This window comes from Pseudomonas sp. MF08831 (assembly GCF_059862645.1).
The window spans coordinates 206,574-223,044 of sequence record NZ_JCBCUX010000009.1; the positions used below are offsets into that span (position 1 = coordinate 206,574).

Genomic DNA, 16,471 nt, shown 5'->3' on the forward strand with positions numbered 1-16,471 from the left:
TCCCGGAGCCCTCATGACCCTTCGATATCTGATTCTCGCGCCCTTGATCTTCTTCAACCCGCTGAGCCTCGCCGGTTCCAGCGTAGAGCTGAGCGTCGATGGGCTGATTACGCCGATGGCCTGCACGCCAACCCTGTCAGCCGCAGGGTTGGTCGACTTCGGCAAAATCTCCCAGCAAGACCTTAACCTCACAACCGGCACACGGCTGCCGCTCAAGTCCCTGAACCTGACCGTCACGTGCAACGGCGCCGCGCGCTACGCCTTGCGCATGCGCGACAACCGCGACGGCACGGCGCACGTCAACAGCGAGATTTACTACGGGTTGGGCCTGGACGGCAGCGGCAACAAGGTCGGTGTGTATTCGGTCAAGTTCGACCCCAAGCAGACCGTGGCCGATGCCGTGCCTTATCTGTACGGCACCGAGTCCACCACCGGCGGCGTGGCCTGGCGCACCTCCAACCGCAACCCAATCGACATCGGCGCCAACAGCCTGTTGGGCTTTACCGATCTGGAAGGCAGCACCGCGGGCCCCTCCGGCATCCAGACCCTGAACAGCACACTGACCCTGGAAGCGGTGATCAACGCCAAGCAGAACCTGGACTTGAGCAGCGACATTCGCATGGATGGCTCCGCCACCCTGGAAGTGACTTATCTGTAGCACCGACGTTTTCCAACCCAAGGAGTACCCGCTAAATGAACAAGCTTTTCCCTGTCTTGACCACCGCGCTATTACTGGCCGCCTCCACAGGTGCCTGGGCGGCATCCACTGCCGAGTTGACCGTCAAAGGCCTGATCACGCCCAGCGCGTGTACGCCGAGCCTGTCCAATGGTGGGGTGATCGACCACGGCAAGATTTCCGCCAAGGACCTGAACCCGACCCAATACACCATCATCGGCAACCATACGCTGAGCCTGACCGTTACCTGTGAGGCCGCAACGGCATTCGCCCTGTATGGCGTGGATAACCGCGTCGGCTCGACCGACAACCCCAGCGACTACGGCCTGGGGTTGATCAATGGCGATCAGAAGCTTGGGTATTACGTTTTGATGCTGAGTAACCCGCTCGCCGACAATGTGCCGGTGCAGACTATCGGCTCCACTGACCAGGGAAGTTCGTGGAACAAGGAAAGGTTCCTCGATCCGGGTCTGTACATGTCCATCGCCGCCATGAGCGACGCCAGCCAACCGCTGCCAACCAAAGACCTGGTCGCCGACCTGGAGGTGCAAACCCTCATCAACCGCACCGACGGGATGGACCTGAGTAACGAAGTGCTCATCGACGGTTCGGCCACCCTGGAAATGCGCTACCTGTAACGCCTGAAAAGCGCAGGGCTTGGGGTGACGCCCAAGCTTGCCTGGCACGGGAGCAGGTTTACTGCCCCTCACAGGCTATCTCGCTATACCTTCTCGCTGCGCACGCCCACGTACAACGCACGGCCCGCGCCCAACCCGGCGACGATGGCGCCCAGGCCGATCACGGCAAAAATCCAGCCTACGGCCGTCCAGCCGCCCGTCCAGTCATGCACCAGCCCGACCGCAAACGGCCCGAGGGATGCCAGGGTGTAGCCAAAGCCCTGGGCCATGCTCGACAGGTTGGCCGCGACATGTGAGTCGCGCGAGCGCAGCACGATCAAGGTCAGCGCCAGGCTGAAAGTGCCGCCCTGGCCTAGGCCCAGTAGGATCGCCCAGCCCCACAGGCCATCAAGGGGCGCGTACAGGCAGCCGAACAAGCCGCCGAGGGTCAACACCATCACCACCACAATCGCCAGGCGCTGGTCCTTGCCGCGCGTGGCCAGCCAAGGTGCGGCGAGGGAACTGGCCAACTGCACGATGACCGAGCCGGACAGCACCAGGCCCGCCTGGGTCGCCGTAAGGCCGCGACCGATCAGAATCGACGGCAACCAACCGAACACGATATAGGCCAGCGACGATTGCAGGCCCATGTACAGCGTTACCTGCCAGGCCAGCGGATCACGCAGCAACCCCCTCACGCGATACGCAACTTGATGGGCGCCGTGTTTTTGCCCCACCTGTGGCAACCAGAACGCCGCCGCCACCAGCGCTGGCAGAATCCAGAAGCCCAGGCCGATGCTCCAGCTATCCCCGAAATGCTTGCTCAGCGGCACCGTCGAGCCGGCAGCCAAGGCGGCGCCCAGGCACAGCGCCATGGTGTACACGCCGGTCATGGTGCCGGCCTGTTTGGCGAAATCACGCTTGACGATGCCCGGCAGCAACACGCCGATGATGCCGATACTTGCACCGGCAATCAGGCTACCGGCGAACAGCCCGACCTCGCCGAAAGCACTGCGCAAAATGATCCCGGCAGCCAACGTCAACAGAATCCCCAGCACCACGCGCTCAGCACCGAAGCGCCGCGCCAGGATCGGCGCCATCGGTGCGAACAGGCCCAGGCACAGCACCGGCAAGGTGGTCAGCAAACCGGCCTTGGCTGCCGACAACCCCAGGCTCTGGGAGACTTCAGCCAGCAGCGGCGACATGCTCGACAATGCCGGGCGCAGGTTCAGCGCCACCAGAATCAGGCCCAGCAGTAACAGCCAAGGCCGCGCAACGACCGGCGGGGTGTGCTGCACCAGGTCGTCATCGGCTTCGGCGTCGATTAATAACTCTTCGAGTTCAGTGGGGCGTTTGGTTTCAAGGTTCATTGATCAACTGCCGGCAGAGGGATTTGGCGCGTTCCGGATCTTGCTGTTCCACCGCGTCGAGCAGGGCGATGTGCAGATCAAACACGGCCTGGCGACGCGGTGAAATATTCAGGGTCTGGCGCAACTGGGCGGCGACGATGGCAGAGAAGTACTGGTACAGCTCGCTCAATGCCGGGTTGTGCGCCGCGTCCACCAAGTGCTTGTGGAACACCAGGTCGGCGCTGATATAAGCCTCCAGGTCGCCGTGATACAGCTCGGCGCTGGCCTTGAGTGCGTCACGCATCGCACTCAGATCAGCCTCGGTACGGCGCACCGCCGCAAGCCCGATGGCCTCCACTTCGAGAATCTGCCGGGTCTCCTGCGCCTGCTCCAGGGCGCAATGGGACAACGCCCGCATTGCGCCCAACGGATCGGTCATCGAGCGCAAATAACTGCCGTCGCCCTGACGAATGTCGATCAAGCCGGAAAACGCCAATACGCGCATGGCCTCGCGCACAGTATTGCGGCTGATGCCCAGCTCGGCAGACAGCTCGGGCTCGGTGGGCAGGCGCTCGCCGATGGCCCATTTGCCTTCAGTGATGCGCCGACGCAACTGCTCCAGGGCCTGATCGACCAGCGAGCGTTTGATCAAGGGGGCGATGTCTGTCATGGATTTTGCGCTTTCGTCCAATCATAGGATGAATTTTCCTACAGCCTATTCGGACTTGCCTACAAAGGCAACGCACTAGGGTTTTGAGGCAGCAGAAGGAACTGAATTTTCGATTGGTAAAATTACCCTTAGAGGGTAATTATTGAACTTGGGTGTCTTATGGAAAAGTACACACCTCATTACGATCTGGCGGTGATAAAGGCGGATGTCAGGCGGCTTGGTGCCAAGGCTTTCACACGGGCGGCAAAGAGAACCGCACAGGCTCTCGACCTTGATCTCACTGAGATGCAAGCGATCGTTTTCAAGCTGCAAAACAGGCTGTTGTACAAATCGATGACCACCTATGCCGATCACCGCGTCTGGCATGACGTCTACCACATCCATTCACATGGTCTGGAGATTTACATCAAGGTCACTTACTGCTCCGGCAGTAACCCGCCGGTGATCTCCTTCAAAGGGATGAATCCATGAAAACCCAGCATTGCTATATCTGTGGCGCACCCGACGCCATGACACGCTTTGAAGGCCGCAGCGAAACCCTGTGCATAAAAGGTATGGAGCGGCGCATTGATGATCTCTCGGGCTGGGAATGCCAGGTGTGCGAGGACGGCATGTATGACCCCGATAGCTGCGAACACCATGCCAAGGCCGGTGATGATCTGCTCCACGCCGCCCGGCGGATGATGGGCGCCGAATTGAAGCGTATCCGCCGCAAGCTGCACCTCACGCAAAAACAAACCGTAGCATTGCTTTCCGGTGGAGGGCACAACGCACTCTCACGCTACGAACGCGGTGAAATAACGCCGCCAAAACCGTTGATGGTTCTGATGCGCCTGCTGGATCGTTACCCCCACTTGCTCACCGACGCCACCGAACTGGCCGAAGGCGCGGACCTGCGCAACGCCTTCACCTACAGCCTCGACAACGAAACGCAGGAAGCCCTCAAGGCCTCCTGAAAGGCAAAAATAAACCCGGCACCAGGCCGGGTTTATCGTTTCAAACATCGATCAATGCAAAATCTGGCTCAAGAACAACTTGGTCCGATCATTCTGCGGGTTGTCGAAGAAGTCATTCGGCGCCGCCTGTTCGACGATCTCGCCCTTGTCCATGAAGATCACGCGGTTGGCCACGGTGCGGGCAAAGCCCATTTCGTGGGTCACGCACAACATGGTCATGCCGTCTTCGGCCAGGCCGATCATGGTGTCCAGCACCTCTTTCACCATTTCCGGATCGAGTGCCGACGTCGGCTCATCGAACAGCATGATCTTGGGCTTCATGCACAGCGCACGGGCAATCGCCACGCGCTGTTGCTGGCCGCCGGAGAGTTGGCCCGGAAACTTGTGGGCCTGCTCCGGAATACGCACCCGCTCCAGGTAATGCATGGCAATTTCTTCAGCCTTGCGCTTGGGCATCTTGCGCACCCACATCGGCGCCAGCGTGCAGTTCTGCAGGATGGTCAGGTGCGGGAACAGGTTGAAGTGCTGGAACACCATGCCAACTTCGCGGCGGATCGCTTCGATCTGCTTGAGGTCGTTGGTCAGTTCCACACCATCGACCACGATGCGGCCTTGCTGATGCTCTTCCAGACGGTTGAGGCAGCGGATGGTGGTGGACTTGCCCGAACCCGACGGGCCGCACAGCACAATACGCTCGCCCTGCTTGACGTTGAGGTTGATGTCTTTCAACACGTGGAACTGGCCGTACCACTTGTTGACGCCCTGCATCTGGATAATGCCTTCAGGGCTCACAGGCTGTTTGATCGCTTCGCTCATAACAACAACTCCTAACGCTTGTGGCCTGTGTCGAGCTTGTGTTCCAAATGAATGGAATAGCGCGACATACCAAAACAGAAAATCCAGAACACCAGGGCCGCGAACACGTAGCCTTCAGTGGCCATGCCCAACCATTTCGGGTCGGCGGCGGCTTGCTTGACGCTGTTGAGCAGGTCGAACAGGCCGATGATGATCACCAGGCTGGTGTCCTTGAACAGCGCAATAAACGTGTTGACGATGCCGGGAATCACCAGCTTCAGGGCTTGCGGCAGAATCACCAGGCCCATGCTGCGCCAGTAACCCAGGCCCATCGCCGCAGCGGCTTCGTACTGCCCCTTGGGAATCGCCTGCAAACCACCACGCACCACTTCCGCCACGTAGGCCGACTGGAACAGGATCACGCCGATCAGCGCCCGCAGCAGTTTGTCGATGCCCATGCCCTCGGGCAGGAACAGCGGCAGCATCACCGAGGACATGAACAGCACGGTGATCAACGGCACGCCGCGCCAGAACTCGATGAAGGTCACGCACACCACTCGAATCGCCGGCATGTTCGAACGCCGCCCCAACGCCAGCACAATGCCCAGCGGCAACGCACCGGCAATACCGACGGTGGCGATGACCAGGGTCAGCATCAGGCCGCCCCACTGGCTGGTGGCTACGTTGGTCAGGCCAAAGATGCCACCGTGCAGCAGGAAGTACGCAATGATCGGGTACAGCACCAGAAAGCTCAGGCCGTAGACCGCCTTGCGTTGAAAACGCGAGATGAACAACGGCGCGACGCCGACGATGGCCAGCCACACGGTCAGGTCCACACGCCAGCGCAGGTCGCCGGGGTAGTAGCCGTACATGAACTGCCCGAAACGCTGTTGGATAAACACCCAGCAGGCGCCCTCTTTGGTGCAGTCTGCGCGCGTGGTCCCGACCCAGTTCGCGTCCAGAATCGCCCAGTGCAGGATTGGCGGCACGATCAGGTAGATCAGATAAAACGCCAACAAGGTCAGCAAGGTATTCAGCCAGCTGGAAAACAGGTTGGCGCGCATCCATGCCATCGGCCCGAAGACTTTGTTCGGCGGCGGCATATCAGGTTTGAAAGTATGCGAAGTCATGTGCGTTTCCTCACCGCTCGATCAGCGCAATGCGCTTGTTGTACCAGTTCATCAGCAGGGAAATGCTGATGCTGATCGCCAGGTACACGCTCATGGTGATGGCAATAACCTCGATGGCCTGGCCGGTCTGGTTGAGCACCGTACCGGCAAACAGCGACACCATTTCCGGGTAGCCGATACCGGCGGCCAACGACGAGTTCTTCGCCAGGTTCAGGTATTGGCTGGTCAGCGGCGGAATGATCACCCGCAGGGCTTGCGGAATGATGACCTTGCGCAGCGTCGGCCCAGGGCGCAGGCCCAGGGAGCGCGCGGCTTCGGTCTGGCCGTGGCTGACGGACTTGATGCCCGAACGCACGATCTCGGCAATAAACGCCGCCGTGTAGACGGTAAGCGCCAGGGTCAATGCCAGCAGTTCGGGGATCAGTACCCAGCCGCCCACGAAGTTGAAGCCTTGCAGCTTGGGCATTTCCCAATGCAGTGGCGCGCCGAAGATCAGGGCGCACAGCGCCGGGATCAGAATGAACAACGCCAGACCCGCCCAGAACTTATGGAAGGGTACGCCGGTGGCTTCAAAGCGCTTGTTGGCCCAGCGAGCCATCAGCACGATTGCCACGATGGCGACCACGACGCTGACCACAAACGGCCAGAAACCGTCGGCGGCAATCGCTGCCGGCATGTTCAGGCCACGGCTGCTGACAAAAAACGTGTCACCAAAGTTATGGCTGTTGCGCGGCCCCGGCATGGTCAGGAACACCGCGAAGTACCAGAACAGGATCTGCAACAGCGGTGGGATGTTGCGGAAGACTTCCACATACACCGTCGCCAGTTTGTTGATCATCCAGTTGGGCGACAAACGCGCCACGCCGATGATAAAGCCGAGCAGGGTCGCCAGGACCACACCGATCACGGTCACCAGCAAGGTGTTGAGCAGACCGATCACAAAGACGCGGGCATAGCTGTCCGATTCGGTGTAGTCGATCAGGTGCTGAGCGATGCCGAAGCCGGCACTGCGCTCAAGAAAGTCGAACCCCGAGGTAATGCCCCGGTGTTGAAGGTTGGTCTGTGTATTGTTGAAGAGGTACCAGCCCAGCGCGACGACCGCCACAATCGTGATGATCTGGAAGAGCCACGCACGCACTTTAGGGTCGCTGAAGCTGAGCTTCTGCTTGGGTGCGCCGATTTGATTTTGCATGAAGTGCCCCGCAAATAATGGAACAGAACATCACCCGGTGGTTGGCCCACCGGGTGATAGAACCATCAGCGATCAGCGCACAGGGGGTGCGTATTGAATGCCACCGTTGGTCCACAGTGCGTTCAAGCCACGGTCGATTTCCAGTGGTGTGCTTTTGCCGAGGTTTTTCTCGAACACTTCACCGTAGTTACCGACCTGCTTGACGATCTGGACAACCCAATCTTTCTTCACTTTCAGGTCTTTGCCGTATTCGCCGTCAGCACCCAGCAGACGCGCAACGTCCGGGTTCTTGGTGGACTTGGCTTCAGCTTCGACGTTTTTCGAAGTGATACCGGCTTCTTCAGCGTTGAGCATGGCGTAGCCAACCCAGCGCACGATGGCCAGCCACTCGTCGTCGCCGTTACGCACGACCGGGCCCAGAGGTTCTTTGGAAATGGTTTCCGGCAGCACCACGTAGTCTTTCGGCGAGGCCAGTTTGCTGCGCTGTGCGTAGAGCTGGGACTTGTCGGAGGTCAGCACGTCGCAACGACCGGATTCCAGCGACTTGGCGCTTTCATCGGAGGTGTCGAAGGTGATCGGGGTGTATTTGAGGTTGTTGGCGCGGAAGTAGTCCGACACGTTCAGCTCAGTGGTGGTACCGGCCTGGATGCAGATGGTTGCACCGTCCAGTTCCTTGGCACTTTTCACGCCGAGCTTGTTGTTAACCAGGAAGCCAACACCGTCGTAGTAGGTGATGAAGCCCGGGAATTTCAGGCCCATGCCGGCATCGCGAGAGCTGGTCATGGTGGTGTTGCGCGACAGGATGTCGACTTCGCCGGATTGAAGCGCGGTGAAACGCTCCTTGGCGTTCAACTGGCTGAATTTGACCTTGGTCGCATCACCGAAAACGGCAGCGGCCACAGCGCGGCAAACGTCAGCGTCGATCCCCAGGATCTTGCCGCTGGCATCCGGCACCGAGAAACCCGGCAGGCCGTCACTCACGCCACATTGCACGAAGCCTTTCTTCTGCACAGCGTCCAGGGTTGCGCCGGCTTGGGCGAAACCACTGACACCCAATACGGCGGCCGCGCACACGATGGCCAGGGTGGATTTCAATACCTTCATTCAAACCTCCAGTTTTGCTCTTGTTGTGTCGGAGCTCGAACCTCAGCGCACCCTTATGAGGCGATATCGACCCGTGTTGGCTTTTTTTAGGGTCAAGCGGCATGAAGTTGTCGCAGTAATTCCAGTTGCTATCCCACAAGCGGCAGTCACTGATAGTGTTACCGTCGTGAGTTAGTCCTGACATCGACCTACACATAGCAAGGCCCGTACCAGAGTGATGGCTGAGTCGTTTCAGCCCATGGTCAATAGGAAAAGATTCAACCTTGCGACATTCTCTTAACAGATCAACCCGTCACGCACCGTTCCGACGCACCCAATCGGAGCGCACGCACATTAATGGAGCAGACATGACCGAACCCTTGATTCTTCAGCCCGCCAAGCCCGCAGACGCCTGCGTAATCTGGTTGCATGGCCTGGGTGCCGATCGCTACGACTTCCTGCCGGTGGCCGAGGCGCTGCAGGAAAAATTGTTGACCACCCGCTTTGTGTTGCCTCAGGCGCCGACGCGTGCGGTGACCATCAATGGCGGCTACGAGATGCCCAGTTGGTACGACATCAAGGCCATGAGCCCGGCCCGTTCGATCAGCCTGGAAGAGCTGGAAGCCTCCACCACCATGGTCACGGACTTGATCGAGGAGCAGAAGAGAACCGGAATAGACGCCTCGCGTATTTTCCTTGCCGGTTTTTCCCAGGGTGGCGCCGTGGTATTCCACACCGCTTTCCTTAAATGGCAGGGCCCGCTGGGCGGCGTCATTGCCCTCTCCACCTACGCCCCCACCTTTGGCGATGAGCTGCAATTGTCCGCCAGCCAACAACGCACTCCCGCGCTGTGCCTGCACGGCCAGTACGATGATGTGGTGCAGAACGCCATGGGCCGCAGCGCCTACGAGCATTTGAAGAGCCGTGGTGTCACCGTGACATGGCAGGAATACCCAATGGGGCACGAAGTGTTACCCCAGGAGATACACGACATCGGAACCTGGCTGACCGCTCGCCTGGGCTGAAAACCGCACATTATGTAGCCGTGTGACCAACGCACTACGCCGCGCCCGATTCTTGCATTACACTGGCCGGCGTACATTCCTTAACCAATTAATGAGATGACCGTGCTCAAAGCACTTAAGAAGATGTTCGGCAAAAGCGAGGCTGAGCCGCTCGCGCCTGTTCCCAGTGCTCCTGTCCCCTCATCCGGCAGCCGCAATGACGGTAAACAGCCAGACCGGACCGCACCTGCTGCCTCACCGAAGAAGCCACCGGTGATCGCGCCTGAACCGGCAAAATCCGCCGAGGCCGAGCCTGCACCTGCGCCCAAGGCACCCCGCCGCGAACGCGCGCCCAAAGCGCCCGTGATTGCGTGGAAACTCGAAGACTTCGTCGTCGAGCCACAGGAAGGCAAAACCCGCTTCCACGATTTCAAACTGGCACCGGAACTGATGCACGCCATTCAGGACCTGGGGTTCCCGTACTGCACGCCGATCCAGGCGCAGGTGCTGGGTTTCACCCTCGCCGGCAAAGACGCCATCGGCCGCGCGCAGACCGGCACCGGCAAGACCGCCGCGTTCCTGATCTCGATCATCACCCAGCTGCTGCAAACGCCGCCGCCCAAAGAACGCTACATGGGTGAGCCGCGCGCACTGATCATCGCGCCGACCCGCGAGCTGGTGGTACAGATCGCCAAGGACGCCGCCGACCTGACCAAGTACACCGGCCTCAACGTCATGACGTTCGTGGGCGGCATGGACTTCGACAAGCAGCTCAAGCACCTCGAAGCTCGCCATTGCGACATCCTGGTTGCCACCCCGGGCCGCCTGCTCGACTTCAACCAGCGTGGCGATGTGCACCTGGACATGGTCGAAGTGATGGTGCTGGACGAAGCCGACCGCATGCTCGACATGGGCTTCATCCCGCAAGTGCGTCAGATCATTCGCCAGACCCCGCCGAAAAACGAGCGCCAGACGCTGCTGTTCTCCGCGACCTTCACCGAAGACGTGATGAACCTCGCCAAGCAGTGGACCACCGACCCGTCCATCGTCGAGATCGAGGCGCTGAACGTTGCCAGCGAAAACGTCGAACAGCACATCTACGCCGTGGCCGGCGCCGACAAGTACAAGCTGCTTTACAACCTGGTCAATGACAACGGTTGGGAGCGCGTGATGGTGTTTGCCAACCGCAAGGACGAGGTGCGCCGCATCGAAGAACGTCTGGTGCGCGATGGCGTCAACGCCGCGCAACTGTCGGGCGACGTGCCGCAGCACAAGCGCATCAAGACCCTGGAAGGCTTTCGCGAAGGCAAGATTCGCGTGCTGGTGGCCACCGACGTGGCCGGGCGCGGGATTCACATCGACGGCATCAGCCACGTGATCAACTTCACCCTGCCGGAAGTGCCGGACGACTACGTCCACCGCATTGGCCGTACCGGGCGTGCCGGCGCTGCGGGCGTGTCGATCAGTTTTGCAGGCGAGGATGACTCGTATCAGTTGCCTTCGATCGAGACGTTGCTGGGCCGCAAGATCAGCTGCGAGACGCCGCCAACGCATTTGCTGCGCGCTGTGGAGCGTAAACGCCCGTAAGCCGAATGCGATTAAACATGTGGGAGCTGGCTTGCCTGCGATGCAGACACCTCGGTGAGTCAGTCCCACCGCGGTGATGCTTTCGCAGGCAAGCCAGCTCCCACATTGGGTTTTGCATCAACCTTACTTCCAACGATCCGCCGCCGCGTGATCGCTGCCCCGCCCTTCCACCCAACGCGGCCCTTCAGGCGTGTTTTCCTTTTTCCAGAACGGCGCCCGCGTCTTCAGGTAGTCCATCACAAACGCACAGGCCTCAAACGCGGCCTGGCGATGCGCGCTGGCGGCAGCCACAAACACAATCGGCTCGCCCGGTTCAAGCGCGCCGATCCGGTGCAGCACTTCCAGCTTGAGCAATGGCCAACGCTGTTCGGCCTCGACCGTTATCTTGGCCAAGGCTTTTTCGGTCATGCCCGGATAGTGCTCAAGAAACATCCCCGACACGTCGCGACCATCATTGAAGTCGCGCACATAGCCGACAAAACTCACCACCGCGCCGACGCCGACATTGGCTGCGTGCATCGCATTGACTTCGAAGCCCGGATCAAACGCCTCGGCCTGTACGCGAATAGCCATGCTCAGCCTCCCGTCACGGGCGGGAAAAACGCCACTTCGTCGCCGGCCTGCACCGGCTCATCAAGGCCGCACAGTTCTTCGTTACGCGCGCACATCAAGCTGGACTCATTGAGCACGGCAAACTCCGGGTCATTGGCCAACGCGAGGCGCACCGCATCGACGGTGGCGAAATCGCCTTCCATCTCCAGTGAATCAAAGCCCACCGCTTCGGCGTAGCGGGCAAAAAACAATACGTTGATGCTCATGCCTGGTCCGCCTTGAAATGCCCGCTTTTGCCGCCAAGCTTTTCCAGCAGGCGAATACTTTCGATGGTCATGCCGCGGTCCACGGCCTTGCACATGTCGTAGATCGTCAGCGCCGCGACGCTGGCGGCGGTCAGCGCCTCCATCTCCACGCCGGTCTGGCCGCTGAGCTTGCAGCGCGCAAGGATATGCACGGCGTCCACGCCGTCGGCGCGCAGCTCAACCTTTACACCGGTCAACATCAGCGGGTGGCACAGCGGAATCAGATCACTGGTTTTTTTCGCCGCCTGAATCCCGGCAATACGGGCCACGGCAAACACGTCGCCCTTGGGGTGAACGCCGTCGACAATCATTTTCAGGGTGTCGGGCAGCATGCGCACCCGCGCTTCGGCCACGGCCTCGCGGAACGTCACGGCTTTGTCAGTGACGTCGACCATGTGGGCGCGACCTTGGGAATCGAGATGAGTCAGCACAGGGATACTCCTGATCAGAAGCGGCAATTGTAAACCCGTGAGTCAAATTTGCGCAGGGCTGTTTATCCCATGAATAAAGGGGCGCAATGCGCCCCTTTATGCAGGACAACACCAGGTTAGAAGCGGAAGGTGAATCCGGCATTGATCCCGTTGTTGTTACCGCGGTTGGACAGCAAACCGCTGTAGTTCAAGGACACCAGCGTGTCCTTGGTCAAGGCCATTTCCGCGCTGGCCTTGATCACCGCGCCATCACGCGCCACGGGCACGCTGTTGACAGCGAAGGCTGTGTTGCTGCCGGCAAACTTCAGCGAGGCGTCACGATCGGTGTCGCCAAACTGATGCTCCCAACCCAGCTCGCCGCGCAAGGTGACGGCCGAGGTCGAGCTGACCGGCAATTGGGTATGCGCGCGCAGGCCCAGGGTGGACAGCGTGGCGTCCTGGCTTTGCTTGCTGGCATGCAAAGCGGCGGCGCCGCCCTTCTCTTTGAACGAATCACTCTGGTAGTTCAGGTACGTCAGGTTGGCGAAGGGTTCGAACAGGTTCCATTGGGTGTAGCCGATCTCGGCAAACACCTGGTCGGTCCGCGCGTTGTAGTCGGCCTTGTCGTAGTCCGACTGATTGGCGTAAGCCACGCGGCGCGAAGTGTCCAGGCGATGCCAGGTGGTGGCTCCGCCCAAGCGCAGGGCGATCGCCTCGAAGCGTTTGCCGCCATAGACCGACAGGTGATAGTTGTCGCTGTCCGCCGAAGCCGACTCACCATTGAGATGGCTCTGGGTGTAGCCGGTCGCAGCGCCCACACGCCAGCCGTCGCCAACCTCGGTGTCCAGCCCCAGCAGCACACCACTGGTGGACGAGGAATAACCGCTGGCATTGTTGTCGCCGCTGACGTTGTTGCGACCACCCAACAGTTGCACCCAGCCGCCGTTGTCGCGGGCGTCGATCTGCGCGCTGGAGTCCAGTGACTGAGCCTGTTGCAGCCGGCCGTTGACCGCCTCACGAAGGTAGCGGCTGTCAACCATTTGCGCTGCCGCCACATCCGAATGCAGTTGCCCTGACAGCTGCTTGAACGCCGCCTGCGCCTGGGCTGCCGAGTCTGAAGCGAGCAGGCTTTCATACACTGGGCTACCCGCGCCCAATGCCTCGGCCGCCGTCGCCACGGCGCGCTCGTTACGGGTTTGCGCAACGCTGGCAAAGGTCGCCTGGTTGCGTTCTACGGCCAGGGTCAGCGCGTTAGGCTGGTAATTGAGTTGAGTCCCGATGAACAGATAATTAGGCGAGATCGCCGCAAACTGTCCGTTGATACCCTGGGTGGCGGTGAGGATGTTGAACGGCTGGCCCAACAGGCTACGCGCCTCGGTGGCGGACAACAGGTTAGGGCTGTTCTCCAGAGACACGGTCACCACACCGCCATTGAGGGTGGCGACGCCGCTGCTCTGGATCTGGTCGCTTCGCCCGTTGGGGCCGACTTCGACGGCATACACCGAGCCCGGGTTGAAGGTCACGTCGCCCGTGTGCAGCGTGCCAATCGAGTGACCCGGTGCCACACGGCCTCCGCTGTTGACGGTCAAGGCACCCACCGAGCCGTTGCCGGCCAGTGTGCCGCCCAGCGTGGTCATCACGCCGTTATCGGCATTGCGCGTGCCCACAGCGCTGCCATCCACGGTTACGGCGGACGTCAATGAACCGTCCACCGACAGCTTGCCGCCGCGCACCCACGTGCTGCCGGAGTAGGTGTTCTGGCCTTCCAGCACCAGTTCGCCATCGCCGGACTTGGCCAGACTGCCGACATAGGTCGTGCCGGTGAGCAAGTCTTTGCCACGGGCCAGCGTTGCCTGTTCGCGCGCATGGCCGATTTCGTATTCAAACTGATCATCGTCAGAGGCATTCGCCGGCAAACCGTTGAGCCAACCTTTTTGTTGCTGGGTGGCCGCCCAGGTCGCCTGCTCGGTGGCGTCCTCTACACGGCGGGCGCGGATCGCTTCATCGGAAATCGGGTTAGCCCAGATATCGCGTGTGCCGGTAGGCAATGCCACAGCCACCGACCCCAGGAACTGCCCCGGCCCCTGCATGGCTTTTTGCAGGTTGGGCAAGCCCCAACCGCTGACCACGCCGGGCACTTGCGGGGTGCCTGGCGCGGCATCGTGCACCGGTTGCAGGTTGTCGTAGGTACGGCCGCCAGTCAGGGTGCCCACGGGCATGTCCGGACCGTCCGGCGCTTGCAGGCTGGAAGTGGTCAGCAACACATCACGGGCTTGGCTGGCGGTCATGTAAGGGAAGCGCTGGATCACCAGCGCCAACGCCCCGGAGACGCTCGGTGCTGCGGCCGATGTACCGTTGGCATTCGGGATGATTTCACCTTCTGGCCCGGTGGACGGAATCCCCGAGACGCCCATCACGCACCACCACTTGGAGGTGCCGCAACGGTTGTAGACCTGCGCGCTGGTCTCGTCGTAACCGGTGATCGAGAGGAATTTGCCTTCGATGTCCGGCTTGAAAAACGGCAGGTTGGCGTTGGTGTCCGGGTTTGCACCGTGGCTGTCGTTACCCGCCGAGATGATCTGGATAAAGGTGTTTTGCCGCGCCGCGTCGGCCATGGCGTCCATCCAGGTTTTCTGCCCGGCGTGGGCCTTGTCCCAGAACGGGCGATAGGCAGCCTTCATGTCGCGCAAGTTGTCCGCCGCACTGTCGCCGACATCGCCGAAGTGGTTTTCTACGTCGTTGCGCGAGTTCTGCCCCCAGCTCTGGTTGACGATCGACACATTCTTCGCGGCCAGCGCGTTGTAGCTGGCCATGAACGCGTTGTAGTCCAGATCGTTGGAACCCTGGAAGCGGTTGTCGTCGGTGCCGCCGGTATTGGCGACAAAAATATTCGCGTCAAACGCGATGCCGTGCATGCCGGTGCCATTGCGGCTGGCGCCAAGTACACCGGACATTTCCGTACCGTGGCCGTCGTTGATGGTGGGGTCGTACTCACCGGAAATACTGAAGTGCTCGCCTTTTTGAAACTCGCCGTCCGGGGTGTCGTGGAGATAGCGCGGGTGGGTGGCGTAGTACTCGCCGGTGGACGTCACCGCCTGCACGCGGTCCTGGCCCTGGGCATTCTTGCCCTGGAACTCGAAGTGCTCGGTGAGAATGCCCGAGTCCAGCACGCCCACATTCACACCTTTGCCGGTCATGCCCAAGGCATAGGCGTAGTACGCGTTGGTGCGGTCCAGGCCGGAGTTGACCTGGGCCTCGGGGGTTTTCCAGGTTTGCGCGTTGGCGCTCCAGTCACGGGTAGCGGCGGCCCAGGATTGGCCGGCGTTCAGCTGCGCGCTGAGGTTGCTGCTGACGCCCGGCTCTACGTAGGTGTAGGGCTTGGCAGCCGGCAGGTTGGCGAGGATGGCCTTGGAAAAATCGAGAATATTGGTGGTGTAACGTCCGCTGTTGCTGAAGAGCCGGCTGCGGTAGTAATCCAACCGCGAGGCGTAGTCCAGCGGGCGCTTGGTGTCGCCGAGCATGGCGCCGATGGTCAGGTTTTCGGGTTGCAGCTCGTAGTTTTGCTTGAGGGCTGAATCGAACTTGCCGGACTGTGCGGCGAAGTCCTTGGCGGCCAGATCGACGATGTCCGCGTAACCAAAGCGCAGGTTTTTGTAGACATCGGTGTTGGGGCCAAACGATGCCACGGCTTTCCTGAAGGCCGACTCCAACACCTGGGCGGTGTAGGGGTTGCTGTCATCTGCCCAGGCCATTGGGCCCTGACCCAGCCATAAGGCCAGGCCGAGTGCGATGGGCGTGAGAGGTATCGACCTGAAACCTGAGGCGCGCTTACGTTGAGACAAAGTGGAGCCATTACCTGCTACTTCCATGTTCCTTTCCCTTTGGATATGTGCGTCGTCAATGAGCGATGTATCGGGCTTTTTGTAATAGGCAGGGTCACGCAGAAAACCCACACGGGTCTTCGAAACGTCGTCGAATCAATGAGCTGGATTTCCGACGGGGGTCACGCATTGTTCTTATGGTTTTTGCGGCGAGAAAAAATGTAACAAAATAATTACAAAGTCCACAAGCACCCACGGCGCTAAATCGCAGGCAAATGTCGCACATAACAAAAACCCCGGATTTCGTGAGAAATCCGGGGTGGT

General features: G+C 60.4%; 16 protein-coding genes. 6 read left to right on the plus strand and 10 right to left on the minus strand.

Annotated features, from left to right (window positions below; genetic code table 11):
- Positions 1–13: 13 nt before the first annotated feature.
- Together AC19YS_RS20040 and AC19YS_RS20045 are read left to right on the plus strand one after the other, a co-directional pair.
- Positions 14–658 carry a DUF1120 domain-containing protein gene (locus AC19YS_RS20040; RefSeq protein ID WP_179678163.1) on the plus strand — a complete coding sequence of 215 codons (645 nt, stop codon included), beginning with the start codon at positions 14–16 and terminating at the stop codon, positions 656–658.
- 35 nt (positions 659–693) lie between these two features.
- Positions 694–1,314, plus strand: coding sequence for a DUF1120 domain-containing protein (locus AC19YS_RS20045; RefSeq protein ID WP_200624540.1), 621 nt, complete (start codon positions 694–696; stop codon positions 1,312–1,314).
- 83 nt (positions 1,315–1,397) lie between these two features.
- Here AC19YS_RS20045 and AC19YS_RS20050 read toward each other — a convergent pair whose 3' ends face one another.
- A complete protein-coding gene (locus AC19YS_RS20050) occupies positions 1,398–2,663 on the minus strand; it encodes a CynX/NimT family MFS transporter (RefSeq protein WP_200624539.1) in 1,266 nt (421 codons plus the stop codon).
- On the minus strand, positions 2,653–3,312 hold the full coding sequence (locus AC19YS_RS20055) for a FadR/GntR family transcriptional regulator (protein ID WP_200624538.1): 660 nt from the start codon (positions 3,310–3,312) through the stop codon (positions 2,653–2,655). Before AC19YS_RS20055 ends, AC19YS_RS20050 begins: the two co-directional genes overlap by 11 nt.
- A gap of 159 nt (positions 3,313–3,471) precedes the next feature.
- On the opposite strand from AC19YS_RS20055, the gene AC19YS_RS20060 reads away from it, so the two are divergent.
- Together AC19YS_RS20060 and AC19YS_RS20065 are read left to right on the plus strand one after the other, a co-directional pair.
- Positions 3,472–3,783: a type II toxin-antitoxin system MqsR family toxin gene (locus AC19YS_RS20060; protein WP_200624537.1), complete on the plus strand. Its 312-nt coding sequence runs from the start codon at positions 3,472–3,474 to the stop codon at positions 3,781–3,783.
- Positions 3,780–4,268, plus strand: a complete 489-nt coding sequence (locus AC19YS_RS20065) for a type II toxin-antitoxin system MqsA family antitoxin (RefSeq protein WP_200624536.1) — start codon at positions 3,780–3,782, stop codon at positions 4,266–4,268. Before AC19YS_RS20060 ends, AC19YS_RS20065 begins: the two co-directional genes overlap by 4 nt.
- A 51-nt stretch (positions 4,269–4,319) precedes the next feature.
- On the opposite strand, the gene AC19YS_RS20070 is transcribed toward AC19YS_RS20065, so the two are convergent.
- The 4 genes from AC19YS_RS20070 to AC19YS_RS20085 all read right to left on the minus strand — a co-directional run bounded on the left by AC19YS_RS20070 (position 4,320) and on the right by AC19YS_RS20085 (position 8,489).
- Positions 4,320–5,084 carry an amino acid ABC transporter ATP-binding protein gene (locus AC19YS_RS20070; RefSeq protein ID WP_003171943.1) on the minus strand — a complete coding sequence of 255 codons (765 nt, stop codon included), beginning with the start codon at positions 5,082–5,084 and terminating at the stop codon, positions 4,320–4,322.
- 11 nt (positions 5,085–5,095) lie between these two features.
- Positions 5,096–6,193: an amino acid ABC transporter permease gene (locus AC19YS_RS20075; RefSeq protein ID WP_106579517.1), complete on the minus strand. Its 1,098-nt coding sequence runs from the start codon at positions 6,191–6,193 to the stop codon at positions 5,096–5,098.
- Between the two features lie 10 nt (positions 6,194–6,203).
- Entirely contained in the window at positions 6,204–7,385 is a 1,182-nt protein-coding gene (locus AC19YS_RS20080; protein ID WP_106579518.1) for an amino acid ABC transporter permease, read from the minus strand.
- Between the two features lie 72 nt (positions 7,386–7,457).
- The gene (locus AC19YS_RS20085; RefSeq protein WP_106579519.1) at positions 7,458–8,489 is read right to left on the minus strand and encodes an amino acid ABC transporter substrate-binding protein; all 1,032 of its coding nucleotides are present in this window, start codon (positions 8,487–8,489) and stop codon (positions 7,458–7,460) included.
- A gap of 347 nt (positions 8,490–8,836) precedes the next feature.
- Between AC19YS_RS20085 and AC19YS_RS20090 the strand changes: the two genes are divergently transcribed.
- Together AC19YS_RS20090 and rhlB are read left to right on the plus strand one after the other, a co-directional pair.
- Positions 8,837–9,493 carry an alpha/beta hydrolase gene (locus tag AC19YS_RS20090; protein ID WP_367241239.1) on the plus strand — a complete coding sequence of 219 codons (657 nt, stop codon included), beginning with the start codon at positions 8,837–8,839 and terminating at the stop codon, positions 9,491–9,493.
- 96 nt (positions 9,494–9,589) lie between these two features.
- Positions 9,590–11,059 carry an ATP-dependent RNA helicase RhlB gene (gene rhlB / locus AC19YS_RS20095; protein WP_500602481.1) on the plus strand — a complete coding sequence of 490 codons (1,470 nt, stop codon included), beginning with the start codon at positions 9,590–9,592 and terminating at the stop codon, positions 11,057–11,059.
- Between the two features lie 123 nt (positions 11,060–11,182).
- Here the strand turns inward: rhlB and moaE are convergent, their stop codons facing one another.
- From moaE to AC19YS_RS20115, 4 genes are all read right to left on the minus strand, one after another.
- Positions 11,183–11,632 (minus strand): molybdopterin synthase catalytic subunit MoaE, encoded by a 450-nt coding sequence (gene moaE / locus AC19YS_RS20100; RefSeq protein WP_106579522.1) that lies wholly within the window; start codon positions 11,630–11,632, stop codon positions 11,183–11,185.
- Between the two features lie 2 nt (positions 11,633–11,634).
- Entirely contained in the window at positions 11,635–11,877 is a 243-nt protein-coding gene (gene moaD, locus AC19YS_RS20105) for a molybdopterin converting factor subunit 1 (RefSeq protein WP_106579523.1), read from the minus strand.
- On the minus strand, positions 11,874–12,347 hold the full coding sequence (gene moaC / locus AC19YS_RS20110) for a cyclic pyranopterin monophosphate synthase MoaC (protein WP_500602482.1): 474 nt from the start codon (positions 12,345–12,347) through the stop codon (positions 11,874–11,876). Before moaC ends, moaD begins: the two co-directional genes overlap by 4 nt.
- Positions 12,348–12,463: 116 nt before the next feature.
- Positions 12,464–16,195, minus strand: coding sequence for an autotransporter domain-containing protein (locus AC19YS_RS20115; protein ID WP_500602484.1), 3,732 nt, complete (start codon positions 16,193–16,195; stop codon positions 12,464–12,466).
- Positions 16,196–16,471: the final 276 nt, after the last annotated feature.

What these genes read in the sequence shown, in the direction of transcription:
- AC19YS_RS20080 (WP_106579518.1), bottom strand. Translation starts at nt 7,385, where the DNA reads ATGCAAAATCAAATCGGCGCACCCAAGCAGAAGCTCAGCTTCAGCGAC.
- AC19YS_RS20085 (WP_106579519.1), bottom strand. Translation starts at nt 8,489, where the DNA reads ATGAAGGTATTGAAATCCACCCTGGCCATCGTGTGCGCGGCCGCCGTA.
- AC19YS_RS20090 (WP_367241239.1), top strand. Translation starts at nt 8,837, where the DNA reads ATGACCGAACCCTTGATTCTTCAGCCCGCCAAGCCCGCAGACGCCTGC.
- AC19YS_RS20045 (WP_200624540.1), top strand. Translation starts at nt 694, where the DNA reads ATGAACAAGCTTTTCCCTGTCTTGACCACCGCGCTATTACTGGCCGCC.
- AC19YS_RS20075 (WP_106579517.1), bottom strand. Translation starts at nt 6,193, where the DNA reads ATGACTTCGCATACTTTCAAACCTGATATGCCGCCGCCGAACAAAGTC.
- AC19YS_RS20050 (WP_200624539.1), bottom strand. Translation starts at nt 2,663, where the DNA reads ATGAACCTTGAAACCAAACGCCCCACTGAACTCGAAGAGTTATTAATC.
- AC19YS_RS20060 (WP_200624537.1), top strand. Translation starts at nt 3,472, where the DNA reads ATGGAAAAGTACACACCTCATTACGATCTGGCGGTGATAAAGGCGGAT.
- AC19YS_RS20065 (WP_200624536.1), top strand. Translation starts at nt 3,780, where the DNA reads ATGAAAACCCAGCATTGCTATATCTGTGGCGCACCCGACGCCATGACA.
- moaE (WP_106579522.1), bottom strand. Translation starts at nt 11,632, where the DNA reads ATGGCTATTCGCGTACAGGCCGAGGCGTTTGATCCGGGCTTCGAAGTC.
- AC19YS_RS20040 (WP_179678163.1), top strand. Translation starts at nt 14, where the DNA reads ATGACCCTTCGATATCTGATTCTCGCGCCCTTGATCTTCTTCAACCCG.
- AC19YS_RS20115 (WP_500602484.1), bottom strand. Translation starts at nt 16,195, where the DNA reads ATGGAAGTAGCAGGTAATGGCTCCACTTTGTCTCAACGTAAGCGCGCC.
- AC19YS_RS20070 (WP_003171943.1), bottom strand. Translation starts at nt 5,084, where the DNA reads ATGAGCGAAGCGATCAAACAGCCTGTGAGCCCTGAAGGCATTATCCAG.
- moaD (WP_106579523.1), bottom strand. Translation starts at nt 11,877, where the DNA reads ATGAGCATCAACGTATTGTTTTTTGCCCGCTACGCCGAAGCGGTGGGC.
- rhlB (WP_500602481.1), top strand. Translation starts at nt 9,590, where the DNA reads ATGACCGTGCTCAAAGCACTTAAGAAGATGTTCGGCAAAAGCGAGGCT.
- AC19YS_RS20055 (WP_200624538.1), bottom strand. Translation starts at nt 3,312, where the DNA reads ATGACAGACATCGCCCCCTTGATCAAACGCTCGCTGGTCGATCAGGCC.